Raw genomic sequence first — 23,874 nt, 5'->3', positions numbered from 1 at the left:
AATAACCCGGCATTTTTTTCAGGCGGGAACGATGCGTACCCACAACGACGTACGCCAGACCAGGCGTACAGGCAGCGTGTGGGTCAGGGTGCGCAGGGCATTGTCTGTATCGTCGAGCTGAAATACGCCAGAGATCTTCAGCCCAGCCACGGCAGGGTCACAACCCACCCAGCCTACACGTTGGCGAGCCAACTGCTCGACCAGGTCTGGCAGGAGCATGTCCTGGGTGATCAACACGCCACGAACCCAGGCAGAGCCCTCGAAAGTCGGCCGCTCGACAAGTTGGGGGCCGGCCCTGTCGATGCGCCATTGCTGCCCGGCATGCGCCTGTGCTGACGCCTGGCCCGGAAACAGAACGGCAACACTGCCCTGGTCAACGGTCAACCGCGTGTAGCCGTTTTCCTGGCAAAGGCTAAAGGCTGCGTCGGTAGTCTCATAGCGCCCTTGCGCCGTAGTTACGCATAGCGGGCGCTGCAACGCGCCGAGGGCCGTTTGTACGTACGCCTGTCCTTCTCGCAGTGTGATTCGGCGCTCGCGCGAATCGAGCCTTACATCCACGGCACTCCTGCTGTCGAGTTGCACCGTACTGCCGTCGGCCAGTACGAAGCGGAGCCGCTCGCCGGTGTTGGTGCTGTAATCGGCGAAACTGGTGCGCCACGGCGACTGCTGCAAGGCACCACCCGCCATGCCCAGGCCAAGAAGGCCCAAGCCGAGCGCCTTGATTGCCGTGCGGCGCCCCTGATTACCCAATGTAGTGATTGCGACACCAGGCGGTAACTCTCGCGCGAGTGGGAAACAGGCTTGAGCCTCCAGCAGGGCTTGCCAGCGTGCCTCATGCCTTGGATCCGCCTGACGCCAAGCCATGCACGCTGCACTCACGCTCGGAGCGTGTTGTGAGGACTCGAGTTTCACCAGCCAGTCGATGGCTTGATCGAGGACCTTGTCTGTCATGTTTCGAGTGTGAGCTGGTAGCAGTGACGAATGGCCTTGGCCATGTACTTCTCAACACTGCTCAGGCTGACCTCCAGGCGGACGGCAATCTCTTGGTAGTTGAGCCCCTCCAGGCGCGACAGCAGAAACGCCATGCGTACCTTCGGTCCAAGGCCGTCAAGCATGGCGTCGATCTGCATCAGCGTCTCCAACAGCATCAGTTGTCGCTCAGCACAGGGCACTTCAGCCTCAGGCAACTGCGCCAGCGCCTGCAGATAGGCGGCCTCAAGCTTTTGCCGGCGATAGCGGTCGATCAATAGCCCTCTCGCTACGCTGCTCAACCAAGCCCTGGGTTGTCGCAACCCGGCAATCTGCTGCGGGCGCAGAATCGCATGCAAGAAGGTGTCCTGTGCGACGTCGGAGGCCTGGTCACCGAAGTGATGCCGCCGTTGCAGCCAACTAAGAAGCCAGAGGTGATGATCACGGTAAAGACCAGCGATACGCTCGCGTGTTTCAGGTGCGATAGCAGGGGAAGGCAACACGATGGCTCCTCGCTTCCGTGATCAGAATAAAGTGCAGGTGTTAATCATTCGCAATGATACGAGGTTCTTGGGGGCACTCTCAAGCGGCTGATCAACTACCCGCTATACATCCTTGTGCACGCAAATGTTCGCCCTCAGCTCATAGAGATTAATAATTTACCTAGCATTGGTGGCAGAACGTCCGCTATGGGTCGAAAGCGGTCGATCGCGAAGCGGCCCCTCCATGCCGGATAGGTGTCCGCTTCAGACCTGAAGGCAGCTAGCCAATATTACAGACGTCAACTCAGATCCAAACGTCATTCACAGCCGTTCGCTCCCCGCCTTCATGACCGGTATTCAACACGCCTCGCGGCTCGATCATCATGAGTTTCGTCTCCGTCTCTGCTGCTGTTCTGTGCTCTACACCACGCGGCACCACATACAGCTCGCCCGGCTTCACATGCACGCAGCCCTCTGGGAGATCGATGCGCAAGAGGCCTTCGAGTACCAGAAACGCTTCATCGGTCTCGGGGTGCGAGTGCCAAATGAATTCACCTTCGATGCGAACCACCTTGAATTGGTAGTCGTTCATTTCCGCGACCACCCGTGGACTCCACTGCTGCTCGATAAGCGAAGCTTTTTGAGTCAGGTTCACAGGTTGCGGTACGCATTGCTGATGTATGCCGGACATGGCAGATCCTCTCTAGTTGGAGCGACCAGCCTATCGAATGGGAAACACGCCTTTCTTGCACGATCCTGCACCTCAGCGAGAAGCACGCAAGCGTTCCAGCCAACGCAGGGGCGGCACGCCGTAGGTGCGAGTGAAGTGCCGGGTCATGTGGCTTTGATCGTGAAACCCTGCGGCGAGGGCGGCATCGACCAGGGTGAAGCCATCCAGGATCAGCCTGCGAAAACAATCCAGGCGCCGTAGCGTGACAAACCGGTAAGGGCTGGTGCCGTACAGGGCGCGAAAGTCCCGCGACAAGCTCCATTGCTCACGCCCGCTGGCCTGTTCGAGCCTCTCCAGCGTGATGCCTGCGTGCAGATGCTCCATGATGAACGCTCTGGCTCGCTCGGCGCTGCGGTAATCCAGACGTTTGCGGCCACGTGGCTTACCGCCCACGGCACGCAGCGCCATTGCCAGGTCATACACGGCGTCCTGCTCCTCCAGTGTTTCCAGAGGATGGTCCAAGGCTTGTACGAACGCCTCGCTGGCGCGATACAAACGGGGGTCGCAAGAGAGCCCGCCAGCGATGAAAGGCAACGGTTCGCCCCCGAGCACGTTCTGGATCAACGACGGGTCGATATAGGCCATCCGGTAGCGAAAGCCCACCTCCGTGCCGGCCATGCCGTCATGTACTTCATCCGGGTGCAGCACCAGTGTGTTGCCTGGCACGCCGTGGCACAGCGCCCCCTTGTAGTGAAAGCTCTGAACACCGGCAAGGGTACGGCCTATCGAGTACGTGTCGTGACGATGCGGGTCGTAGCCATGGCCACCAAACCAGGCTTCGATACGCTCCACGCTGCCAGGCGTAGTGCTGCGTATGACCCAATCAGCAGTGGATGACGGGTTTGCTTTTCGATCCATGAGTATGCTTGCCGCTATCGAGCCATGTTGGATGGGGTGCTTGACCCTTGGTGCTTCAGGATTTCCACCTGCGGCGGCATTTATCAATCTTGCGCCTCAGGCGCACGCAAGGCCTTGCTGTAGTAACCAGACGGGTCGAAACAGCAAACGTGCTTCTTGCCGGAGGCAAGCATATCGCATGCGTTGGCTATTCGTTTTGCCCGCGTGTGGGCCTGCTTGGCTGACGTGATCCAGTGTATCCAGTCTACTCGTGCGAGGGTCGTCGTATTGGTCCAGACCAGACGCGCCTCAGGCGTGGCTGCCAGTGCCTCCTGAAAATCGGGGGGGATGTCAGGTTCGGGCTCTTTCTTGACCGGGGTCAACTCCAGTTCAACGATGTCCCCAATGGCCGCATTTGCAGCTTCTAGTAACGCAGCGCTGATCTGCAGCCAATGGCTCAGTTGACCATCCGGTTCAAGGGTTGCCTGGAAAGGGTATCCATTCATTGTGCCTTCAACTGTGGTCCTTCCTCGCCTGGGAAGCCGTGCACTTGCCTCTTTTGGCAGGACCACGAAGGCCCATGACGGATCATTCCCAGGGTTTGCCGGACGAAGAAGCGTTGCTTCGAAGCGGGATTTCACAACGGTCTTTGTCATTGCAACGCCTCCAGTCACGATGCCAGGTTCAATTGCAGTAAAGACACTTTAACCCGGCAAGGCCGCCAGCACCGCACCCACCATGCTGTTGAACGCAGCGGGCGAGTCGACGACGCGCGCAGGGGCTTTTACCTCGCCGTCGGCACGGGTGGCGCGCCGGGCCTGATCGGCCGTTGCTGACAGCTTCACGATCACCACTTCGCGGCGGGGGTTGATATAGATTTTCTGACCGAAGCGCCCACTGGCCTCGACCGAACCGTCACCGTCGTTCTTCTGGTACCAGTAATTGCGGTAGCCGTAACCCGGGCGGCCAGGGCCGAGGTTGCCTTGGGCGAACACCGCCGGGTCCGCAGGCTGGAATGTGCTGTGCACCGCCTGGTTGAAGCTGTCGCCTTTGGCATCACGGGCCAGTTCGCGGCGCACCAGCTCGGCGAAGCGGGCGGTGTCACGCAGGTTGCAGCTGATGCCGCCACTGGCCATTTCGGTGCCCAGCGGGTCGACCTGCACGTAGGCATCGTCCTCGGCGAAGCGTGACCACAAGCGCTGCTCGACCAGTTGCGCCCAGTTGAGCCCGGTGATGCGCCGCAACGCCCATGCCAGCGCTTCCGGTGAGCCGTTCTGGTAGAAGAACGGCGCCTGGCTACCCGCGTGCGGCGCCTGCTGCACCTGCTGGAGGAAGCTGTAGATATCCCCTGGCATGCCCTCGCGCCGCGGTATCAGGCCGGTGGCGGCAAACAGGCCGAGGTCCGGCGGCATCTGTGGTGGGTACTCCACCGCCACCTGCATGTCCAGGTTGGCCTGCACCGTCGCCTCGCCGAACGGCGTGCCGCGCAGTTCCGGCACGTAATGCGCCAGTGTGCGCTGCGGGTCCAGCGCACCCTCGGCGATCAACTGGGCGGCGATCAGGCCGGTGACCGACTTGGTCATTGACGCCCAGATATGCGCCTGGCCGGGTTGGAACCCTTCCAGATAATGCTCATACACCACCTTGCCCTGATGCAGCACGATCAAGCCGTCGGTGCTGGTTTGCTGAAGGTAACCGGCCAGGGTCAACGGCTGGTCGCCGGCGCTGAAGGCCAGTTGGTCGAGCGCCGCCGCGCTGCCTTCGGCCAAAACCAGCGGTGTGGCCGCGCGGCCGATGCCACGGGTGGGCGACACCTCGCGGGCGTGGCGCATGGACCAGCGCAAGTACGGTGGCTGAAAGGCGTTGGCCTGGTTGACGCGCAATTCCGGTGCTGGTGGGAACCCCTGCATCACGCCCTGCCCGGTCGGTGCCCCGACCGCCAGCCCTGGTGCCAGCGCACCGGCCAGTATCAGGGCGATGCCGGGCAGGTTGGCGGATGATGGCTGCATGCTGCGCTTGGACATTGTCTTGCTCCTTGGTTGTACTAGAAATTGGCACCCACACTGAACGCGACATAATCGCGGTCGCCGCGGGTGCCGTAATCGCCGTCGAGGTAATCGGTGTAGGCCAGGCTTGCCCAGTACTGAGTGGCCAAGCTGACGTCCACGCCCAGGCTGATGGAGCGCGAGCCTTCGTTGAAGGCCGAGCCGTCAGCGGGTGAGTAGCCTTTGACGTCATGGGCCCAGGCCAGGCTGGGGCGAATGTCCAGGCCCTGGACAAGGTTCGGGTAGCTCCAGGTCGCGCGCAGCCGGTACCCCCACGAGAAAGGCGTGACAAAACCCTCGCCGTTGCAGTCGCCCGGGCTTTTCGAAATCGCCAGGCACAGGCTGTTGTCGGCCAGTTCGCCGTTGCCATAGGCACCGGAGCGGCCATACCGGGCCCCGAAACGCCCCTCCAGCCCACCGACATAGGTGGCGCCCACCTCGCCCATCAGCAGCAGCTGGTTGGCGCCCATGACCTGGCTGAACGCCTGCACGGCCGACACCTGGGCCTGGGTAACCTGCTTGCGCCGGTAACCGTCGAACGGCGTGCTGTCGGTTGCCGGGCGCAGACCATCGGCGTTCAGCGGGCTGCGGCCGGGGGCATTGAGCAACGACTGCAACACATCGTTGCCGTTGAGTTGTACCGGCATGTTCGGCCGATAGCTCACCTCCCCTTGCACGGCGGTACCGTTGCGCAGGGTGGTGGCGAAGGTGAGGCCGTACAGGCGGATGTCCTCCGGGTATTGCGCCTGGTATCGGGAAGTGCCCATGCGCAATGCACCGGCCAGGGTCTGCCCGTTGCTGGAAGCCAGGAAGGCGCCGCAGTTGGCCAGCGCCACACCGACATTGCCGCACAGCTCCCTGGCAAAACCCGTATTGGCGTAGTAGCGGCTGCTGACCGTGCCCAGGTAGGGGGAGCGGCTGTGGTAGTTGGCGGCGAACAGGCCGAACTCGGTATCCAGCCGTTCGACGTACCAGTGCAGCGAAAAACCCCATTGGCCGCCATTGCGCGGATCCTGGTCGGCGCCCCGGGGCACCCGCACGCCCTCCTCCGTCAGCGTCACACCGAACGGGGCCAGGGCCTGCGAAACGGCCGGGTTGGTGACCATCTGCCCGCCGACATCCAGGCCCCGGCAGCCCTCGGGCATGAAGTCGTTGCCGGAAAAGAACGTTGCGCAGTTGTCCAGCCGGGCCTGTTCCCAGTCCAGCTGGTAAAAGGCGTCGAAAGACAGCGCCTGGTTGAGGTTTTGCGTGACATACACCAGGTTGACCGGCGCCAGGGCGTCTTTCACCTCGGAGCCTGGCCGACGCAGCGCCGCCTGGTTGAAAGGGTTGATCACGTTCAGCCCGCCCTGGATGAACAGGCTTTCCCCCCAATTGACCACCTGTTTGCCCAGGCGCAGCGAACCGGGCTCGCCGTCGATGTCGTAGAGGGCATAGGCGAAGGCATCGAGCAGCTCCGCGCCTGCGGTTTTCGCCGATACCTGGCGATCGTGGTCGTCGATATCGACTGCGCGCTGGCTGTGGTCACGCTGCGCGGTGTCGTACCAGTAGCTGCCGCGCAGGAACACACCGAGGTTGTCGCGCCGCAGCTCCAGGTCGTGGGTGCCTTTGAAGATCGCCGAGAACACATCGCCCGCCCGGTAGTTGCGTCGCCCGTCGTTGCCATTGGCCGCCTGCAACTGCTGTTTGTCGGGGTTGGCGGTGCTGACTGCGCTGCCGAACGACAGGGCCGAGTCGAAACGCCCCTGTAACGGGCCAACGTCGAATTGCACGCCCGCCACCGGGGTGGCGAGCAGGCAGCACAGTGCCGCCAGCGGCGCGCGGCGCCGGCAGAAAAGTAGGGTTGCGCTCACTCTTAACCTCTTGTTGTTTTATTAGAGAGGGAAATGATGGGTTCAGCGCGGACGCGCCGGCCGCCCAGGCCGGCGGTGTCGGTGACCAGAAGTATCAGGCAGGTTGAACGCCCCTCACAAATAGCGTCTTCGGATCAATGCCATGCCGGTTCGTTATGGCTGGATGGGTCGGGCGACGCGATCAGGCTGCCGAGAGCGCTGCGCAGCCTGGCGGGGATGGCGACCGGGCGGTTGTCGCGACGGTCGACGAAAACGTGGGTGAAACGGCCGGCCGCGCAGGCTTCAGGTTCGCCCTCGACGAACACGGCCAGCGTGTAGTGCACCGAACTGTTGCCCAGACGCTCCACGGCGATGCCCACTTCGATGCGTTGCGGGAAGGCAACGGCGGCAAAATAGTCGCAGGCGGACCCGGCCACGTAGGCCACCACCGGGTCGTGGTGGATATCCAGGCCGGCATGTTCGATCAGCCAGGTATTCACGGCACTGTCGAAAAACCCGTAATAGACGACGTTGTTCACATGCCCATACACGTCGTTGTCATGCCAGCGCGTGGTGATCGGCTGGAAGTGGCGGTAGGCGCCGCGCAGCGGGCGCTCCCTGGCCATGGTCAGAACGCCGCCTGGTAGAGGGCCAAGGCATCGGCAAGGGTGACCTTGCGCGGGTTGTTGACCAGCAGCCGTTGCTGTTGCAGGGCATCCTCGGCCAGCAGCGGCAGGCTGTGCCGCGGTACACCGACATCACGCAGCCGGCTGGGCAGGCCGCAGCGTGGCGCGAGCTGCGCAAGCTCATCGATGAACTGGCTGCACAGGTCATGGGGGTCGCCAGGCACCAGGCGCTCGCCCAGCAGTGCCGGCGCCAATGCCGCATAGTCGGCGAACGCCTCGCGCCGGTTGAAGCGCATCACGTGGGGCAGCACCAGCGCATTGGCCAGCCCGTGCGGCACGTGGTAGCGCGCCCCCAGCGGGTAAGCCAGCGCATGCACCGCCGCCACCGGCGCGTTGGCAAATGCCTGCCCGGCCAGGCAGGCGCCCAGCAGCATGGCCTGGCGCGCCGCCAGGTTGCCACCGTTGTGTACCGCCTGGTCGAGGTTGCCGGCCAGCAGCCCCAACGCTTCGCGGGCCAACAGGCTGGACACCGGGTTGCGCTTGAACCGGCTGGTGGTGGCCTCGATGGCATGGACCATGGCATCGATACCGGTGGCCGCAGTGATCGCCGGTGGCAGGCCCAGGGTGCGCTCGGCGTCGAGCAGCGCCAGGTCAGGCAGCAACAGCGGCGAAATGACCGCCATCTTGGCCGCCTCGCCGGTGGTGATCACGGCGACCGGGGTGACCTCGGAGCCGGTCCCGGCGGTGGTCGGCACCTGGATCAGTGGCAGGCGCTGGCCCTTGGCCTGGTCGATGCCATAGACCGCCTCCAGGGTCTGGTCACAGGCGGGGTGTGCCAGCAGCGCCACCAGCTTGGCGACATCCATGGAGCTGCCGCCACCGAAACCTACGATCAGCTCGGCGCCGATATGCCGCGCCCGGCCCACCGCGGCCAGCACGCAGGCATGGCTGGGGTCGGCGCTGACCTCACCGAAGATCGCCACGCTCAGGTGAGCCTGGGTGAACCCTGGCAGTAAATCATCGAGCATGCCCAGGTTGACAATGCCCGGGTCGGTCACGATCAGCACACGGCGCACGCCGCGTTGCTGGCACAGCTGCGCCAGGCGCCCGGCGGCACCGGGTTCGCACAGCAGATGAGGGGTGGTGGCAAAACTGAAAGGCTGCATGCTCATGTTCCTCTTGTTGTTGTGGGTGAACAGCTGGGCAGAGTCAAAAGGCGAAGTGCGCTTCATCCAGGCTCATCAGGCACTGTGCGCCGCCGCGCAACGCCTCGCAGTGGGCATTTGCGCGCGGCAATACCCGCCGCCAGTAGAAGCCTGCGGCGTGCAGCTTGGCTTGGTAGAAGGCACTGTCTGCGCTGCCTGCGGCCAGTGCCGCGCTGGCCGTTACGCCAGCGCGCAGCCACAGCGCGGCCAGCAGCACGTAGCCCGAGTAGGCAAGGAAGTCGACCGACACTGCGCCGATTTCCTGCGGGTCACAGCGGCAGGCATCGACCACCTCGGCGCTCAGGTTGCGCCATTCCTGCAGGCGCTGGACGACCACCTGGGCCATCCCGGCCAGCTCGTCGGCAGCGCAGCCGCGAGCCGCTTCGAGCAACTCATCGATGAGCAGGCGCAACTGCTCGCCACCATCGCCAAGCACCTTGCGGCGGATCAGGTCCAACGCCTGGATGCCGTTGGTGCCTTCGTACAACTGGGTGATACGGCTGTCGCGCATCAGCTGCTCCATGCCCCATTCGCGGATATAGCCATGCCCCCCGTACAGCTGCACCCCCAGGCTGGCGACCTCCTGGCCGACATCGGTGAGGAAGGCTTTGACAATGGGGATCAGCAACGCCGCCCGGCGCCCGGCGGCCGCTTGCACGTCTGGCTGCGGGGCACCGTGCTCCTGATCCAGTGCTTGCGCTGCAAAGGCCGCCAGCATGCGGCAGCCCTCGCTGAGGGTTTTCTGGGTCAGCAGCATGCGCCGCACGTCCGGGTGGCAGATGATCGGGTCGGCATTGCGCTCGGGTGCCATCGGCCCAGCCAGGCTGCGCGACTGCAAGCGCTCGCGGGCATAGGCCAGGCCACCCTGGAAGGCCGCCTCGGCGATGCCCAGCCCCTGCAGGCCAACCTGAAACCGCGCATCGTTCATCATGGTGAACATGCAGGCCAGGCCCTGGTTAGCCTCCCCCACCAGCCAGCCGCGGGCGCCCTCGAAGTTCATCACGCAGGTCGCTGCACCCTTGATGCCCATCTTGTGCTCGAGCGCACCGCATTCGACGGCGTTGCGCGCGCCTAGCCCACCGCTACCGGTGCATTCGAACTTGGGCACCAGGAACAGGCTGATGCCACGCACACCGGCCGGCGCATCCGGCAGGCGCGCCAGCACCAGGTGGACGATGTTGTCGGTCAGGTCCTGGTCGCCGCCGCTGATGAAGATCTTGCTGCCGCTGATGCGGTAGCTGCCATCGCCTTGCGGCTCGGCGCGGGTGCGCAGCAGCGCGAGGTCGGTGCCGGCCTGTGGCTCGGTCAGGCACATGGTGCCGGCCCATTCGCCGCTGACCAGCTTGCCGAGGTAATCGCGCTTGAGCGCTGCGCTGCCATGCCGATGCAAGGCCAGCACGGCGCCCTCGGTCAGGCCGGAATAGATCCGAAACGACAGGGACGCGCCCATCAGCATTTCGTGAAAGCACGCCGCGACCATTTGCGGCAGCCCCTGGCCATCGTGCTCCACGGGGCCGGTCATGCTACCCCAGCCCTGCTGCACATATTGCCGGTAGGCCCGGCGAAAGCCATCGGGGGTGCACACAGCGCCTTGCTCCAGGCGGCAGCCCTGCTCATCGCCCTGGCGGTTAAGCGGCGCAACCACCTCGCCGGCAAACCGCGCGCCTTGTTCGAGGATGCCATCAATGGTTTCGCGATCCAGCTCGTTGCCCAGGCGGGCACAGTGCGCCGTCACATCGAACAGTTCGTGCAGGACGAAGTGCATGTCACGCAGGGGGGCTCGGTAGCTCATGCGCGGCCCTCGCGCACATCGGCCAGCTGCTTGCCCCCAGCCACCAGGCGCATCAGCAGGCCGGCCGGGCGCCAATGTTCGCCGAACAGGCCTTGCAGGCGTTCCAGCCGCGCCAACAGCAGGCTCAACCCCTGCTGGTCGGCCCAGCGCATCGGCCCACCGACCTCTGCCGGGAAGCCATAGCCATGCAGGTACACCCGGTCGATGTCGGCGCTGCAGCTGGCCACCGACGTCTCGAGAATCTTCGCCCCTTCGTTGACCAGCGCCAGCAGGCAGCGCTCACGGATTTCCTCGTCGTCGATCACCCGCCGGCGCACGCCCAGGTCCTGGGCGACCTTGAGCACCAGTGCATCGACCTCGGGGTCGTGCATGGCCTCGCGGCTGCCGGGGGCGTAACGGTAGTAGCCGTGGCCGGCTTTTTGCCCGAAACGCCCCAGCGCGCACAGGGCATTGTCGACCTGCACCAGAGGCGCATCCATGGCTTTGCCGGCCAGCTGGCGCGCCCGCCATTCCAGGTCGACGCCCACCACGTCATACATGCGGAACGGGCCCATGGCCATGCCGAATGCCTGCAGCGCCTCGTCCACCTGCCGCGGCGTGGCGCCTTCAAGCAGCAGCTTGCGCGCCTCGGCCGCGTAAGTGGCGAGCATTCGGTTGCCGATGAAGCCCGGGCAGTTGCCGGCCACCACCACTTCCTTGCCCATGCGCTGCCCCAGGGCCTGGGCCGCATCGAGCACTGCGGGCGAGGTGCGCTCCCCGCGCACCACTTCCAATAACTTCATCACATGGGCCGGGCTGAAAAAATGCAGCCCCAGTACCTGTTCGGGCCGACGGGTCACGGCAGCGATGGCATCGATGTCCAGTGCCGAAGTGTTGCTGGCCAGGATGGCTTCGGCTTTGAGCGTGCTGTCCAGGGTGCGGAAGATGTCCTGCTTGAGCGCCAGGTTCTCGTACACCGCTTCAATCACCAGGTCGGCTTCGGCGAGGTCGGCATAGGCCGTAACCTGGCGCACCCGCGCCAGGCAGGCGTCGGCCCCGGCCTGGTCAATACGCCCCTTGGCCACCTGCTGTGCCCAGGTCTGCGCAAGCACCGCCAGGCCGGCTTCGGTAGCACGCGGGTCGTTATCCAGCCACAGCACCGGTAGGCCTGCACGGGCCAGGCTGATGACTATGCCGCGGCCCATGGTGCCGGCACCAATCACCGCCGCCTGCTGAATGTTATAGGGAGTACTCACGGGTGACGCTCCTGATGACTGTTATGAAGGCATTGCCCTCACCCTAGTCAGGCGCCTACTATTTTTGAAATTCTCATTTTCCATCCCATGTATTTTTTGCATGAATATAGCCAACTTCGACCTCAACCTGCTGCGCGTACTGGACATGCTGCTACGTGAACAGAACGTTTCCCGCGCCGCCGAGCGCCTGGCCCTGACCCAGCCGACGGTGAGCAATGCCTTGGCGCGCCTGCGCGACCTGCTCGGCGACCCGCTGCTGGTGCGCGTGGGCCGGCGCATGCGCCCCACCCCGCGCGCCCTGGCCCTGGAAGGCCCGATCCGCGCGGCGCTGCAACAGATCGAGCAGACCCTCGGCGCCGGCGACAGCTTCGACCCGCAGCTCAGCCACCGCCAGTTGCGTATCGCCCTCACCGACTTCGCCGAGCAGCTGTGCATGCCCGGGTTGCTGGCCACCTTGCAGACCCACGCGCCACATTTGCGCGTGGACGTGCTGCACCTGACGCCCAACCTGCCGGCCGAAGCCCTGGACCGAGGCGAACTCGACCTGGTGCTGGGGCGCTTCGATGATGTGCCCGCGCGCTACGAGCGGCGCCACTGGCGCAGCGAAACCCTGCACGTGGCGGTGCGCCAGGGCCACCCCGAAGTGGATGGCGCGCTCGACCTGCAAGCCTTCCTGGGCCTGCGCCACCTGTGGGTGCACGGCGGTCAGACCCGCGGCATGGTTGACCAGTGGCTGGGTGAACAGGGCCTGGCCCGTCGCATCGTCTACACCACGCCCAATTACCTGCAGGCCGCGCACCTGGCCGCAAGCTCCGACCTGTGCGTGGTGCTGCCCACCGCACTGGCGCGCCATTTCGCCCGGCTGCTGCCGCTGCAGGTATTGGACCTGCCGTTCGCCCTGCAGCCCTTCCAGCTGGAGCTGGTGTACCTTGCCCACCGCCAGCACGACCCGGCACTGGCCTGGCTGGTGGCGCGCATCATGGAGATTGGCGCCAGCTGAGCCATCGCATTTGGGCATGGGTGGCCATGCAAGAGTGGTATTGGTTCGCCAATGAGCTCTGTCCTTAGAGTGTTCGCCCTCAGAACAACAAGGACCACCCCATGCGCCTACGCACACTGCCCTGCCTGCTGGCCCTGGCCCTGCCCTACGCGGCGCTGGCCGAAGGCCCCGCCAAGGACGCCACCGACCTCACCCGCCAGAGCAATCAACATTGGTTGCAGCGCCTGCCCTTCGCCGACCGCAGCGATTTCGACAATGCCCGCCGCGGCCTGCTTGAAGCCGCCGACCGGGCCGTGGTCAATGCTGATGGCAAAACGGTCTGGGACCTGCAGCGCTACGCCTTCCTCACGGGCGAGGCACCGGCCACGGTCAACCCGAGCCTGTGGCGCATCGCGCAGCTCAATACCATTGCCGGGTTGTTCAAGGTCACCGACGGCATCTACCAGGTGCGCGGCCTGGACCTGGCCAACATGACCCTCATCGAAGGCGAGCGCGGCCTGATCGTGATGGACCCGCTGCTGTCGGTGGAAACCGCCCGGGCCGGTTTGGCGATGTACTTCCGCCATCGCCCGCAGCGGCCGGTGGTGGCGGTGATCTATACCCACCCGCACGTCGATCACTTCGGCGGTGTGCGTGGGGTGATCGACGAGGCCGAGGTCAAGGCGGGCAAGGTGCAGGTCATCGCCCCGCAGGGGTTCTTCGAGCATGCCATCAGCGAAAACGTGCTGGCTGGGCCGGCGATGAAGCGCCGTGCGCAGTACATGTACGGCGCGCCGTTGCCACGCGGGCCACGCGGCCAGGTGGATGCCGGCCTGGGCAAGGGAGTGCCGGCCAATGCCACGGTCAGCCTGATCGCCCCGACCCGGCTGATCGAAAAACCCTTCGAGACCCTGCGCATCGATGGTGTCGATATCGAGTTCCAGCTCACACCTGGCACCGAAGCACCTGCTGAAATGAACCTGTGGTTCCCCCGGTTCAAAGCCTTGTGCATGGCCGAAAACGCCTCCCACGTGCAGCACAATGTGCTGACCCTGCGCGGCGCCCAGGTGCGGGATGCCAAGGTGTGGGCGCACTACCTGGACCAGTCGCTGTTGCGCTATGGCCAGCAAGCCGAAGTGGTGTTTGCCCAGCACCACTGGCCCACCTGGGGCGGCGCGCAGATCCGCGAATACCTGGCCGATCAGCGCGACATGTATGCCTTTATTGACAGCCAGACCCTGCGCCTGATCAACCGCGGCCTTGGCCCCACCGAGATCGCCGCCGAGCTGACCAGCTTGCCGCCACGGCTGGCCAGCAAATGGTACAGCCGCGACTACTACGGCTCGCTCAGCCACAACGTGCGGGCGGTGTATCAGCGCTACATGGGCTTTTACGACGGCAACCCGGCAACCCTCAACCCCTTGCCGCCGAGCGAGGCCGGCACGCATTACGTCAAGGCCCTGGGCGGCGCCGAGCGGGTGCTGACCCTGGCCCGTGAGGCCTACGGCAGCGGTGATTACCGCTGGGTTGCCGAGCTCACCCGGCACCTGGTATTCGCCCAGCCCGACAACAGCGCAGCGCGCGAGCTGCAGGCCGACGCCCTGGAGCAACTGGGGTACCAGAGCGAGAACGCCACCTGGCGCAACGCCTACCTGACCGGTGCGCAAGAGCTGCGCAACGGCGTGGCCCCGGCCGCAAGCAAGGGCGGCAGCGCCGACGACCTGGTGCGCGCCCTGACCCCGACGCTGTTCTTCGACTACCTGGGGGTACGCGTGGATGCCGCCAAGGCCGCCGAGCAGGACCTGACCATCAACTGGCACTTCACCGACCTGAACGAAGACTACGCCCTGACCCTGCGCAACGGTGTGCTCACCCACCGCGACCTCACTCGCCACGGGCAGGCGGATGTCGAGGTGAACATGAGCAAGGCCACCCTCGACCGCATCGCCCTGAAGCAGACCGGCTTTCTCAAGGAAGCGACCCTTGGGGACATCAACATCAGCGGCGAGCGCATGAAGTTCATGCGCTTCATGGCCGGGCTGGACGAGCCGGATGGGCGCTTCAATATCGTCACCCCCTGAAGCACCCGCAGCGCCGCTCTAGAACGAGCGGCGCAACCACACGCCCAGCACCAGGCCCGCCACCCCCAACGTACACAGCGGCACGCTCCAGGCGGCGGCGTGGCCCTGCTCGCGGCGCAGCATGCCCAAACCACGGCGGTAGACGCCGCGTTCACGCGCCCGGCCAAGCAGTGCCAGCAGCACCGCCATGCCAGCAAGCACCGGCATTTCGCCACGCCACGCCAGGCAGGCGACCAGCAGCAATGCCACCTGCGTGCGCCGCCAGGCCAGCACCGTACGTTCGGCCTGCAGCCCGGTGTCGCCCGTGGGTTCAGCCATGCCAACGCGCCCATAGCAGGCCCACCAGCGCCACACAGGCAAGCCCGCACGCCACGCTCAGCAGGGGCACCAGGCGGGGCAGCGGCAATGGCGCCTCGCGGCGCAGTGCGCGTTCCACCGCCAGCCAGCGCCAGCCGGCGCCCAGGCTCACCAGCAAGCTGGTGGCCAGCAACGCCAGCTCCATCGCCACCCGCCCCGACGTGGGCCAGGTATGGGCGGCGAAGGTTTCGATGGCGATGGCGCCGCCGAGCAACGCCAGGGCGGTGCGGATCCAGGCAAGAAAGGTGCGTTCATTGGCCAGGGTGAAACGCGGGTCGGGCGCCTTGCCTTGCCCCAGCAACCAGCGCTCCCAAGGGCTGTGACGGTGATCGGAATTCATCGGGGGTCCTGTGTCAGCGCAGCCCTTGGCTGCGCAATGCGCCGGGTGAGAAGTACGAAGCACTGGTGCGCACATCGAAAGCGTACGGCCTTGGCTGCTCGTTGGTCAGGCCCGACAGCTGATAGCGGCCACTGCGCAGGTCATAGATCGCCTCCATGGCATTGACCAGCGCCTGCCCGGTGACGTGGTAGTAGCTGTGCGCCTGGGCAGTGCGCCACAACTGCCCCTGGTGATCGAAGAAGTCCGCCTCGACGATGGCCCAGCTGTCCTCGTCCAGGTAATAGCGGCGGCTGGCATAGATATGCTTCGCCCCAGGCTTGAGGGTGCCCACCACTTCCCACACCCGGTGCAGCTCGTAGCGGGTGGGTTGCGGGTTGACGTGGCCCGGCCCGATCAGCGCGGCATAACCGAGCAGTGGCGATGCCAGGCGATAGCTGTTGTACGGCACGTGCAGGGCCTTCTTGCCCACCAAGGTCCACTGGTAGAGGTCCGGTGCACCATTGAACATGTCGCGGCTGTCGGCGGTGCGCAGGCCGGCCGTGCCCGGGGTGATGCTGTCATAGGCCAGCGCCGGGGCGCGCCGCACCCGCCGCTGGCTGCTGCTGTACAGCCACGACAGGCGCGGCTGCGCAACCTGATCGAGGGTTTCGTGCAGCACTACGGCATCGCCCGCCAGGCGCGACGGCGCGGTCATGCGGTAGCTCAGGTAGTACAGCACGTTACCCGTCTGGCCATCGTCAAGCACGTCGGGACGGGCAAACGTCTGTTGCAGGCTCATCGTGGCAAAGCGCCCATCGCCACGCGGTGTGATGCTGTCCGAAGCCAGGCTGAAACTGCCGTTGCGTGGCCGGGTGAGGTGGTTCCACAGCACCTGCAGGCCGTTGTCGGGCCTGGGGAATGCCAGCACGCCGTTAAAGCCTTCCACGCCGTTGCCGTCATTGACCAGGCGAGCGCTGGCAGCATTGTGCCGGGCCCATTCGCCCACCTGAGGCGGTACCGCGACACTGCGGTGGGACGGGTATACCGGCAGGCGAAACGTCTTGGGGTAGCGCTGGATCAAGGCCACCTGCCCCGCCGTCAGTTGCTCACGGTACTGCCCGTAGTTCTGCGCCGTGATGACGTACAGCGGCTGCTCATCGGCGTACGGGTCCAGCGGCGTGCCGTTGACCGCCAGCGACACCTGCCCCGCTTGCAGGCCCCCGCGCCAGGCCGGAATGCGGCCGTCGCTGCTGGCCCCGCGGTCAGCCCCCACCGGCGTCAGGTCTGGAAGCAGCGGCGTGGCCGCGACATGCAGGGCCAGCAGGCTGACGTTGATGAGCAGAATACTGCGTAGCAGGGCGACAGGTTTCATCGGGCTTGGCCTCTTGTTGTTGTGTTGTCCTGGCCGGGCTTGCCTTGGCCCGCCCTTTCGGGGTGATACTAGGAGCCGCGCTTCGAACGCCACAAATAACGTGTTCGGATACGTGCCATATCAGTTCGGCATACCCTTGGAACCGCTCCGATGACCCTGAAACAGCTCCGCTACCTGATCGCCATCGTCGAAGCCGGCAGCTTCTCCTCGGCTTCACGCCGCGCCTACATTGCACAACCGGCGCTGAGCAGGCAGATCAGCCTGCTGGAAAGTGAACTGGAAATGCAGCTGCTTGACCGCCAGCACGACGGCATTGCCCTGACCGATGCCGGACGCCAGCTTTACGAGGTGGCCCGCCAGGTGGTGCAGAAACTGGACTCGGTGAAGGACGAGCTGAAATCCAGCCGCGGCGACCCCAAGGGCCACGTGGCCATTTCCATTCCGGCCACCGCGGCCGACCTGCTGCTGCCGGAAATCGTCAGGCGCGCCGAACAGCGCTTCCCGGGCGTGACCCTGACGGTGTGGGACGGCCTCAGCCGCGAAGGCGGCCAGGCCATCGAACTGGGCAAGGTGGACTTCGGTGTGGTGCCCAATGCCGAGGAACTCGACCATGTCGAGGCCGAGCCGATCTTCACCGAGGCGCTGTACTGGGTCGGCGCATCAGCAGCGGGCACACCCGACACCATCACCCTGGCCGAAGCCGCCGCCACCCGGCTGGTGCTGCCGCCCCGCGCGCTGCACCTGCGCCGGCGCATCGAGCAAGCCGCCATGGAGGCCGGGGTGCCATTGACCGCAGCTTACGAACAACAATCGGCGCCCGGCATCGCCAGCCTGGTGCGTGCCGGCCTGGCGGCGACCATCAGCAACTGGCCGCCGCTGAGCGAACTGCTCGAACCCACGGCGGCGCGGCGCATCGTCGAACCGCGCATCAGCCGCACCATCGCCTTGGCGCACTCCCAGCACAAACCCTTGTCATTCGCCGCCGGTTGCCTGCGCGACCTGGTGCGCGGCGTGCTGATCGACCTGGTCAACAGCGGCCGCTGGCGCGGCGAACTGATCGGCAAAGAGCCCGAACCGCTGGAGGCCGTCCTGGGCGTTCAGCTGGCAGTCTGAGCGCGCGCCTGCCCGTCCCTTGCAGCCGACTCGCGCAGGCGTTGTCGGGTGCGCTGCGGGTTCAAGGTGGCCAGGCCGACTAGCCCGGCCACCACCAGCACCGCGCCGCATACCAGGAACCCCTGGGCATAGCCCGCCGGGTGTTCGGCACCCGCGCCCTGCACCAGCAAGCCGGTCACCACCGGCGCTGCCAGCCCGGCCAGCGAGGCGATGCCGTTGCCCATGGCGAGGATGCCGCCGCGCTGGGCCGCTGGGGTGAACTCGGCGAGCATCGCCGGGCCCACGGAATACATGACCAAGGCCAGGCCACCACTCAAGGTCAGCGCGGCAACCCGCACAGCGGTGCTCAGCCCGGGCAGGATCAGCGACGCCGACAACAGCCCGCCCAGCACCAGGCACACTGAAACGAATACACCACGTGCCACCCGTGAAGGCAGGCCGCGACGCATCAGGCGCTGGGAGAACCACGCCAGCAGCAAGCTCAGCGGTGTGGTCACGACCACGAACATGACGAAGATGCGCCCGGTCTGCAGCGGGTCGATACCCAGGCCCACTTGCAGGTAACTGGGCACCCAGGTCAGGGTCAACGCCAGCGACCAATTGGCAGCGAAATGGCACAGGTAGTTGCCCAGCACACTGGCGTCGCCCAGCAGCCGGCGATAAGGGATTGCCGGCTCATCGGCCTTGAGCTGGCTGCTGCGCAGGCGCTCCAGGGTGCCCTCCTGGCCCAGCCGCCACCACAGCAGGCACCAGACCAGGCCGATCAGCGCAAGGATGATGAAATTGCTGCGCCAGCCGTAATGCAGGCTGACCCAGGGGATCATCGCACCGGCCACCAGCAGCCCCATGGCACTGCCAGCATGCAGCAGGGCCACCGGCAGGTTGCGCCGATCGTTGGGGAACCACTTGTACAGCGCATGGGTGGCCACAGGCGATGCCGGCCCCTCGCCGATGCCCAACAACACCCGGCAAGCCACGATGGCCCACAGTGAGGTGGCAAACAGCATCGGCAGCTGGATCAGCGCCCAGAACAGGCCCATGCCCAACAGCAAGGTGCGGGTGGGGCGCCGGTTGGCCATGAAGCCACCGACCACGGCGGAGATCGCGAAAAACCAGTGCAAGGCACCGCCGATCAGGCCGAACTGGGTGGCCGTCAGGCCCAACTCGGCGCTCATCGGCACCGCCACCAGGCCGATCACCACCTTGTCGAGAAAGTTGACCAGCATCAGCAGGGCCAGCAGCGCCGCCACCAGCCAGGCAGTACGGGGGTTGGGCAGGGAAGAATCCGCAGTCATGGCGAGTACTCTTGTTATTGTTGTAGGTGTTGCCAAAAGGCCGCCGCAGGGGCGGCCCGATGGTCATGCAGGCATCAGCACGCCTTTGGCGATGGTGTTGCGCTGGATCTCGCTGGTGCCGGTGAGGATACGCATCATCCGCGTGGCGCGGAAAACCCACTCCACCGGGTGGCCCTGCATCAGCCCGGCGCCGCCATGCACCTGCACCGCCTTGTCAGCGATGCGGAAGGCCGCCTCGGAGACGAACAGCTTGCACATCGGCGCCTGGGTACGGATATCGCCGCCGGCGTCGCTCACCTGGGCTGTGGCGTAGACCATGCTGCGCGCAGCGTGCAGCTCGGTGGCCATGTCGGCGATCATGTGGTTCACCGCCTGGAACATGGCGATTGGCTGGCCGAACTGCTTGCGGCTGCGCGCATGCTCGATCGACAGGTTCAGGGCCAGGCCGGCCATCCCCAGCAGGGTCGGGCAATGCAGCAGGCGGTTGAGGGTGATGCGCCCCATGGCCAGCTTGAACCCCTGCCCTTCTTCACCAATCAGGTTGGCCGCTGGCACGCGTACATTGTCGAGCACGATATCGCCATGGGCACCCCCGCCGGACATCACCGAATAATCGCTCTCGATACGTACGCCCGGGGCCTTGAGGTCGACTAAGAACGCCGAAATACCCTGGGCGCCCTGCCCTGGCCCGGTCACTGCCAGCAGCACCGCCAAGTCGGCGTAGGTGGCCCCGGAGATATAGCGCTTGCTGCCGCTGAGCACATAGTGGTCACCGTCACGGCGCGCCTGGGTGCGAATGGCGGTCGCATCCGAACCGGCCTCGGCTTCGGTCAGCGCAAAGCACACGGCTTTTTCAGCGCGGCACACGGGCTTCAGGAAGGTCTCGATCTGGTAGGGGCTGGCCACCTTGAACAGGTGGCCGACCCGCGGCGGCCCAGACAGCTCGCCCAGCACATGCGGGGCCAGCATGGAGCCTGTCAGCACCGTCGCTTCTTTCACCGCGCACAGGTCGGCCACGTTCAGGCCGGCCCCACCCATGCTCTCGGGCAACATGATGGTGTACAGGCCTTGTTCGCTTGAACGCTTCCATACCTCCCGCAGCACCGCCTGCGGGTGCGGGCGCGCCCAGTCCAGGTTCGCCTGCTGCTCCAGCGGGCGAACCTGGTCACGGACGAAACCCTCGATCGCTTCGATGATCTGCGCAGCATTTGCACTTGGTTGATACATGGTGATGCTCCCTGGTCAGATACGACGTTCGCTGTGTTGCCAGTAGGTGTCCCGGACGAGGCGGCGCACCACCTTGCCGTTGGGGTTTTTCGGCAGTTCGCTGACAAAGTCCACGCCGCGCGGCTTCTTGAACCCGGCCAGCGCACGACCGCAACGCTCGATCAGCTCGGCGGCCTCCAGTTGCGCACCTGGCTTGAGCACCACCACCGCACGTACCGCTTCACCCCACTGCGCATCGGGCACGCCGACCACTGCTACCTCGAACACTTCGGGGAAGCTGTAGATGACTTGCTCCACTTCGCTGGGGTACACGTTGAACCCGCCGGATATGATCATTTCCTTCTTGCGATCGACGATGAACACGTAACCCTGCGCATCGACCTTAGCCAGGTCGCCGGTGAGGTAGTAGCCGTCACGCATGACTTCGGCGGTGAGCGCCGGGGCGCGCCAATAGCCCTGCATCACGTCCGGGCCCTTGACCACGATCTCGCCGACTTCGCCGGGGGCCACATCTTCGAACGCGTCGTTGACCACCCGCAGGTCGGTCTCGAAGTAGCACCGCCCGCAGGAGGCCAGGCGTTGATAGTCGCCGTCTTCCACCAGGTGGTCCTGCTCGGTCAGCACCGTGACCAGCGAGCAGGTTTCACCAGCGCCGTACCCTTGCACCAGAATCGGCCCGAACAGTTCGATGGCCTTTTTCACCAAGGCTGGCGCCATGGGCGCGGCACCGTACATGACCAGCTTCAGGCTGGCCAGGTCGAAGCGCTCGACGCCAGGGTAATTGACCAGCCGGTTGATCATCGCCGGCACCAGGAACAGCCGCGTCACCCGTTCGCGCTGGATGGTCTCCAGCAACAGGCGGTCGTCGTAACGATCGAGCAGCAAGTTGCAGGCGCCCACCGCCAGCAGCGGCATGATCTGCATGCCGCTGGCATGGGTGATGGGCCCCACGTGAGCCATGACGTCGCCTGGCCCGGAGCGCCGTGTGGGGCTGGCGATGCTCTTGCGCACCAGCGCCTTGCGGTTGCCGAACGAGAGCATGGCGGCCTTGAGCACGCCCGAGCTGCCGGAGGTGTAGTGCAGCACGGCCAGCGCATCGTCGGCCGGGTCCAATCCCAGCGCTGCGTCGCTGCCGCGCTCAAGCAACGCGGCATAACCCAGGTCACCGCCCTCGCCCTCCAGCACGATGAGCTGTCGCAGCAGCGGCAACTCCGCACGCCGCGTCGCCAGCGCCTGGGCAAAGCTAGCGTCGGTGATCAGTGCAACGCTGCAGGAGTCTTCCAGCACCCGCACCACTTCATCCAGTGACAGCCGCGCATTGATCGGCACCTTGACCATCGCCGCCTTGTACAGCGCCACTTCCGCTTCCACCAGCTCCACGCGGTTGGCGGCGAGGATCGCCACATGCTCGCCCACGGCCACGCCCAGCGAGCCCAGCCCTGATGCCAGGCGGTTGCTGCGGCGCTCCAGCTGGGCGTAGGTGACACGTGTCTGGCTGTCCGCCACGGCGATGTGGTCCGGCCAGTAGCGGGCACTTCGGGTAATGATCGTTCCAAGGTTCACGTTGTTGTTCTCGTCGACAGGAAGACATCGACGATGCTAAACAGCCATGCGCGGGCAGATGTAATACAAGATTCAGATGCCGGCCATAACGTTATTAGCTGGCGCAATGCATGAGACGTGCGAACTACCGCTCGATGTGCGTGCTGGAATACGTCGACCACCCGCTAGGCCGTATGATCGAAGGCGATGGCCAGCGCAAGGGCCATTTCAAGGAAGCCGAGCTAAGACCTCAGATCCTCAAGGGCTCTAGCGTCTGTATCGGCCCGGACATCCAAATGTCTGCATGGGGTCGTAATGTGACGGTCATACCTGATGGACACCCATTCAAGGTTCGATCGTCTGTGCTGGCCTCATTGCCGGCAAGCCAGCTCCCACAGCAATATCACCAGCCTTCAGGCGAGTGCTGGACTTGTGGGAGCCGCGTTTGCCGGCGATGGACCGCTCATTGTCGATGGATTTCAACCTGAAGCCAGGGTACAGCCGTGAGAGCCAATGATCCTCGCTCAGCGACTTGCCGGATGCAATCTTCCCTGAGATCAGATGTAGCACGGCACGACCAATCCCCAGGGCTGAGCCCTCAGACGGCTATCTGCCTTTGAGCATGGGCAGCGTCGCATGCCGTGCTGACGGTGTTCGCCCAGAGCATGATGGAAACCGTTGAATCCGCCTAACCTGCCAGCCTGCCTATGGCGTAATCCTTGAAAACCAGGTACCCGATCCCTTGGGAGCACTGTACATGCTTATCGACTTCAGACCCGCTCAAGCCTCGGATGCGCAAGATATTGCGCGCTTCTTTCAACTGACGTCGGAGGGCATGGCCGATTACATATGGAGCAAGCTTGCAACACCGGGAGAAGCATTGCTGAGTGTCGGCACGTCTCGCTATGCCAGGGAACAGGGCGACTTTTCCTACAAGAACTGCCTGATGGCCATTTTCGAAGGGCGCGTCATCGGCATGATGCATAGCTATGCCTTGCGCGAGACCCCTGACAGGCCTGTCGAGACAGACCCGGTCCTCGCGCCGTATTCCGACATGGAAATACCCGACACCTTATACATATCCAGCCTGGCCCTGGATGAAGCCTGGCGCAGCCAAGGGCTGGGCGTCCAGTTTCTTCGCCACGCTCAGCAACGGGCTGAGGACTCTGGCCTGGATGGGCTATGCCTGATTGATTATGCAGAAAACCACGGTGCACGACGCTTCTACGAACGTCACGGTTTTCAAATTGTTAAAACCTGCCAGATCGTTCCGCATCCGATGCTGAGCGTAACCGGTGAAGCCTATTTGATGTATCGCCCTACCCACAACGTGCTCGAGGAAAAACCATGAACAAGAAGCTGACCGTCTTCCGCGAACTGGATATCCAACCGGTGCGCGACCTTCCTTTTTTTGAAGAGGTCGTGGAAGGCACCCCTCATACGCTGACCTCCAAGTATTATCACGATGAACAGCAAGGTCGCATTTCCGGAGAATGGGAAGCCAGCACCGGAGCGTGGCGCATCGACTACAAAGTTTGGGAGTTCTGCCATGTCTTGAGTGGATGCTGCGTCATCGAGCTTGAGGGTTGCGCCCCCATCACACTGGCCGCTGGCGACACGTTCATTATCGAACCGGGCGCCAAGGGCAAATGGACCGTACTGGAAGACATGAAAAAGAACTTCGTGATCCTCTTGCCCGCGAACTAGGCACCGGGTGGCGTTTCATCGAGCGCAGCGCAAAGCCAGTGTGCATGCTGGCCTGCTGCCGGCGCTCGAATGTTCTTCGGCAGGAGCCCTTTACCTCATGGCTGCGCTGTCGCGCATAGAACCAAGCGT

At 64.7% G+C, this 23,874-nt stretch carries 22 protein-coding genes and 2 pseudogenes; 5 read left to right on the top strand and 19 right to left on the bottom strand.

Annotated features, from left to right (window positions below):
- Positions 1-18: 18 nt before the first annotated feature.
- The 12 genes and pseudogenes from SB756_RS06575 to SB756_RS06520 form a co-directional block, all read right to left on the bottom strand.
- On the bottom strand, positions 19-708 hold the full coding sequence (locus SB756_RS06575) for a FecR family protein (protein WP_341795945.1): 690 nt from the start codon (positions 706-708) through the stop codon (positions 19-21).
- A gap of 117 nt (positions 709-825) precedes the next feature.
- Positions 826-951, bottom strand: a pseudogene (locus SB756_RS06570) (FecR/PupR family sigma factor regulator); the annotation flags it as partial.
- Positions 948-1,472: a sigma-70 family RNA polymerase sigma factor gene (locus SB756_RS06565; protein ID WP_410910466.1), complete on the bottom strand. Its 525-nt coding sequence runs from the start codon at positions 1,470-1,472 to the stop codon at positions 948-950. The pseudogene SB756_RS06570 and the gene SB756_RS06565, both read right to left, overlap by 4 nt.
- Before the next feature lie 283 nt (positions 1,473-1,755).
- Entirely contained in the window at positions 1,756-2,142 is a 387-nt protein-coding gene (locus SB756_RS06560; protein WP_016486135.1) for a cupin domain-containing protein, read from the bottom strand.
- A gap of 72 nt (positions 2,143-2,214) precedes the next feature.
- Positions 2,215-3,039, bottom strand: a complete 825-nt coding sequence (locus SB756_RS06555) for an AraC family transcriptional regulator (RefSeq protein ID WP_410910465.1) — start codon at positions 3,037-3,039, stop codon at positions 2,215-2,217.
- 83 nt (positions 3,040-3,122) lie between these two features.
- Positions 3,123-3,674 (bottom strand): YdeI/OmpD-associated family protein, encoded by a 552-nt coding sequence (locus SB756_RS06550; protein WP_410910464.1) that lies wholly within the window; start codon positions 3,672-3,674, stop codon positions 3,123-3,125.
- A 48-nt stretch (positions 3,675-3,722) separates the two neighbouring features.
- A complete protein-coding gene (locus SB756_RS06545) occupies positions 3,723-5,042 on the bottom strand; it encodes a serine hydrolase domain-containing protein (RefSeq protein ID WP_410910463.1) in 1,320 nt (439 codons plus the stop codon).
- A 20-nt stretch (positions 5,043-5,062) separates the two neighbouring features.
- On the bottom strand, positions 5,063-6,916 hold the full coding sequence (locus SB756_RS06540) for a DUF1302 domain-containing protein (RefSeq protein ID WP_341795948.1): 1,854 nt from the start codon (positions 6,914-6,916) through the stop codon (positions 5,063-5,065).
- 134 nt (positions 6,917-7,050) lie between these two features.
- Positions 7,051-7,521: an acyl-CoA thioesterase gene (locus tag SB756_RS06535; RefSeq protein ID WP_341795949.1), complete on the bottom strand. Its 471-nt coding sequence runs from the start codon at positions 7,519-7,521 to the stop codon at positions 7,051-7,053.
- Positions 7,522-7,523: 2 nt separating this feature from the next.
- A complete protein-coding gene (locus SB756_RS06530) occupies positions 7,524-8,687 on the bottom strand; it encodes an iron-containing alcohol dehydrogenase (protein ID WP_341795950.1) in 1,164 nt (387 codons plus the stop codon).
- Positions 8,688-8,730: 43 nt separating this feature from the next.
- The gene (locus SB756_RS06525) at positions 8,731-10,518 is read right to left on the bottom strand and encodes an acyl-CoA dehydrogenase C-terminal domain-containing protein (protein WP_410910462.1); all 1,788 of its coding nucleotides are present in this window, start codon (positions 10,516-10,518) and stop codon (positions 8,731-8,733) included.
- A complete protein-coding gene (locus tag SB756_RS06520) occupies positions 10,515-11,753 on the bottom strand; it encodes a 3-hydroxyacyl-CoA dehydrogenase NAD-binding domain-containing protein (RefSeq protein ID WP_410910461.1) in 1,239 nt (412 codons plus the stop codon). The genes SB756_RS06525 and SB756_RS06520 overlap by 4 nt, the downstream gene beginning before the upstream one ends.
- 100 nt (positions 11,754-11,853) lie before the next feature.
- Between SB756_RS06520 and SB756_RS06515 the strand changes: the two genes are divergently transcribed.
- Together SB756_RS06515 and SB756_RS06510 are read left to right on the top strand one after the other, a co-directional pair.
- Positions 11,854-12,753 (top strand): LysR family transcriptional regulator, encoded by a 900-nt coding sequence (locus SB756_RS06515; RefSeq protein WP_341795953.1) that lies wholly within the window; start codon positions 11,854-11,856, stop codon positions 12,751-12,753.
- A gap of 101 nt (positions 12,754-12,854) precedes the next feature.
- Complete coding sequence (locus SB756_RS06510; protein WP_410910460.1) at positions 12,855-14,813, top strand: alkyl/aryl-sulfatase; 1,959 nt, start codon at positions 12,855-12,857, stop codon at positions 14,811-14,813.
- Between the two features lie 18 nt (positions 14,814-14,831).
- Here SB756_RS06510 and SB756_RS06505 read toward each other — a convergent pair whose 3' ends face one another.
- Genes SB756_RS06505 through SB756_RS06495 form a run of 3 tightly spaced genes read right to left on the bottom strand, consistent with a single transcriptional unit; the run spans position 14,832 to position 16,861 of the window.
- Complete coding sequence (locus SB756_RS06505) at positions 14,832-15,131, bottom strand: DUF202 domain-containing protein (protein WP_341795955.1); 300 nt, start codon at positions 15,129-15,131, stop codon at positions 14,832-14,834.
- Positions 15,124-15,510, bottom strand: a complete 387-nt coding sequence (locus tag SB756_RS06500; protein WP_338747061.1) for a YidH family protein — start codon at positions 15,508-15,510, stop codon at positions 15,124-15,126. Before SB756_RS06500 ends, SB756_RS06505 begins: the two co-directional genes overlap by 8 nt.
- 13 nt (positions 15,511-15,523) lie before the next feature.
- Positions 15,524-16,861, bottom strand: a complete 1,338-nt coding sequence (locus SB756_RS06495) for a DUF1329 domain-containing protein (RefSeq protein WP_410910459.1) — start codon at positions 16,859-16,861, stop codon at positions 15,524-15,526.
- Between the two features lie 150 nt (positions 16,862-17,011).
- Here SB756_RS06495 and SB756_RS06490 point away from each other — a divergent pair, with 150 nt between their 5' ends.
- Entirely contained in the window at positions 17,012-17,974 is a 963-nt protein-coding gene (locus SB756_RS06490) for a LysR family transcriptional regulator (protein ID WP_019472166.1), read from the top strand.
- On the opposite strand, the gene SB756_RS06485 is transcribed toward SB756_RS06490, so the two are convergent.
- The 4 genes and pseudogenes from SB756_RS06485 to SB756_RS06470 all read right to left on the bottom strand — a co-directional run.
- Positions 17,959-19,269 (bottom strand): MFS transporter, encoded by a 1,311-nt coding sequence (locus tag SB756_RS06485; RefSeq protein WP_341795957.1) that lies wholly within the window; start codon positions 19,267-19,269, stop codon positions 17,959-17,961. The genes SB756_RS06490 and SB756_RS06485 overlap by 16 nt on opposite strands.
- A gap of 63 nt (positions 19,270-19,332) precedes the next feature.
- Positions 19,333-20,496, bottom strand: coding sequence for an acyl-CoA dehydrogenase family protein (locus SB756_RS06480; RefSeq protein ID WP_410910458.1), 1,164 nt, complete (start codon positions 20,494-20,496; stop codon positions 19,333-19,335).
- A gap of 15 nt (positions 20,497-20,511) precedes the next feature.
- Positions 20,512-22,059 (bottom strand): AMP-binding protein, encoded by a 1,548-nt coding sequence (locus SB756_RS06475; protein WP_410910457.1) that lies wholly within the window; start codon positions 22,057-22,059, stop codon positions 20,512-20,514.
- A 450-nt stretch (positions 22,060-22,509) separates the two neighbouring features.
- Positions 22,510-22,620: pseudogene (locus SB756_RS06470) on the bottom strand (ATP-binding protein); the annotation flags it as partial.
- Between the two features lie 175 nt (positions 22,621-22,795).
- Between SB756_RS06470 and SB756_RS06465 the strand changes: the two are divergent.
- Positions 22,796-23,389 (top strand): GNAT family N-acetyltransferase, encoded by a 594-nt coding sequence (locus SB756_RS06465; RefSeq protein WP_341795960.1) that lies wholly within the window; start codon positions 22,796-22,798, stop codon positions 23,387-23,389.
- Positions 23,386-23,745: a cupin domain-containing protein gene (locus tag SB756_RS06460; protein ID WP_019472176.1), complete on the top strand. Its 360-nt coding sequence runs from the start codon at positions 23,386-23,388 to the stop codon at positions 23,743-23,745. Before SB756_RS06465 ends, SB756_RS06460 begins: the two co-directional genes overlap by 4 nt.
- The last annotated feature ends 129 nt before the right edge of the window (positions 23,746-23,874 follow it).

The sequence above is a fragment of the Pseudomonas sp. SIMBA_068 genome (assembly GCF_046534705.1).
GTDB lineage: Bacteria > Pseudomonadota > Gammaproteobacteria > Pseudomonadales > Pseudomonadaceae > Aquipseudomonas > Aquipseudomonas putida.
Note: the sequence above shows the minus strand (reverse complement) of the source record. Positions and strands in the feature narration are given on the sequence as shown.

What these genes read in the sequence shown, in the direction of transcription:
- SB756_RS06490 (WP_019472166.1), top strand. Translation starts at nt 17,012, where the DNA reads ATGACCCTGAAACAGCTCCGCTACCTGATCGCCATCGTCGAAGCCGGC.
- SB756_RS06460 (WP_019472176.1), top strand. Translation starts at nt 23,386, where the DNA reads ATGAACAAGAAGCTGACCGTCTTCCGCGAACTGGATATCCAACCGGTG.
- SB756_RS06485 (WP_341795957.1), bottom strand. Translation starts at nt 19,269, where the DNA reads ATGACTGCGGATTCTTCCCTGCCCAACCCCCGTACTGCCTGGCTGGTG.
- SB756_RS06500 (WP_338747061.1), bottom strand. Translation starts at nt 15,510, where the DNA reads ATGAATTCCGATCACCGTCACAGCCCTTGGGAGCGCTGGTTGCTGGGG.
- SB756_RS06545 (WP_410910463.1), bottom strand. Translation starts at nt 5,042, where the DNA reads ATGTCCAAGCGCAGCATGCAGCCATCATCCGCCAACCTGCCCGGCATC.
- SB756_RS06560 (WP_016486135.1), bottom strand. Translation starts at nt 2,142, where the DNA reads ATGTCCGGCATACATCAGCAATGCGTACCGCAACCTGTGAACCTGACT.
- SB756_RS06495 (WP_410910459.1), bottom strand. Translation starts at nt 16,861, where the DNA reads ATGAAACCTGTCGCCCTGCTACGCAGTATTCTGCTCATCAACGTCAGC.
- SB756_RS06535 (WP_341795949.1), bottom strand. Translation starts at nt 7,521, where the DNA reads ATGGCCAGGGAGCGCCCGCTGCGCGGCGCCTACCGCCACTTCCAGCCG.
- SB756_RS06525 (WP_410910462.1), bottom strand. Translation starts at nt 10,518, where the DNA reads ATGAGCTACCGAGCCCCCCTGCGTGACATGCACTTCGTCCTGCACGAA.
- SB756_RS06530 (WP_341795950.1), bottom strand. Translation starts at nt 8,687, where the DNA reads ATGCAGCCTTTCAGTTTTGCCACCACCCCTCATCTGCTGTGCGAACCC.
- SB756_RS06505 (WP_341795955.1), bottom strand. Translation starts at nt 15,131, where the DNA reads ATGGCTGAACCCACGGGCGACACCGGGCTGCAGGCCGAACGTACGGTG.
- SB756_RS06515 (WP_341795953.1), top strand. Translation starts at nt 11,854, where the DNA reads ATGAATATAGCCAACTTCGACCTCAACCTGCTGCGCGTACTGGACATG.
- SB756_RS06550 (WP_410910464.1), bottom strand. Translation starts at nt 3,674, where the DNA reads ATGACAAAGACCGTTGTGAAATCCCGCTTCGAAGCAACGCTTCTTCGT.
- SB756_RS06465 (WP_341795960.1), top strand. Translation starts at nt 22,796, where the DNA reads ATGCTTATCGACTTCAGACCCGCTCAAGCCTCGGATGCGCAAGATATT.
- SB756_RS06480 (WP_410910458.1), bottom strand. Translation starts at nt 20,496, where the DNA reads ATGTATCAACCAAGTGCAAATGCTGCGCAGATCATCGAAGCGATCGAG.
- SB756_RS06510 (WP_410910460.1), top strand. Translation starts at nt 12,855, where the DNA reads ATGCGCCTACGCACACTGCCCTGCCTGCTGGCCCTGGCCCTGCCCTAC.
- SB756_RS06555 (WP_410910465.1), bottom strand. Translation starts at nt 3,039, where the DNA reads ATGGATCGAAAAGCAAACCCGTCATCCACTGCTGATTGGGTCATACGC.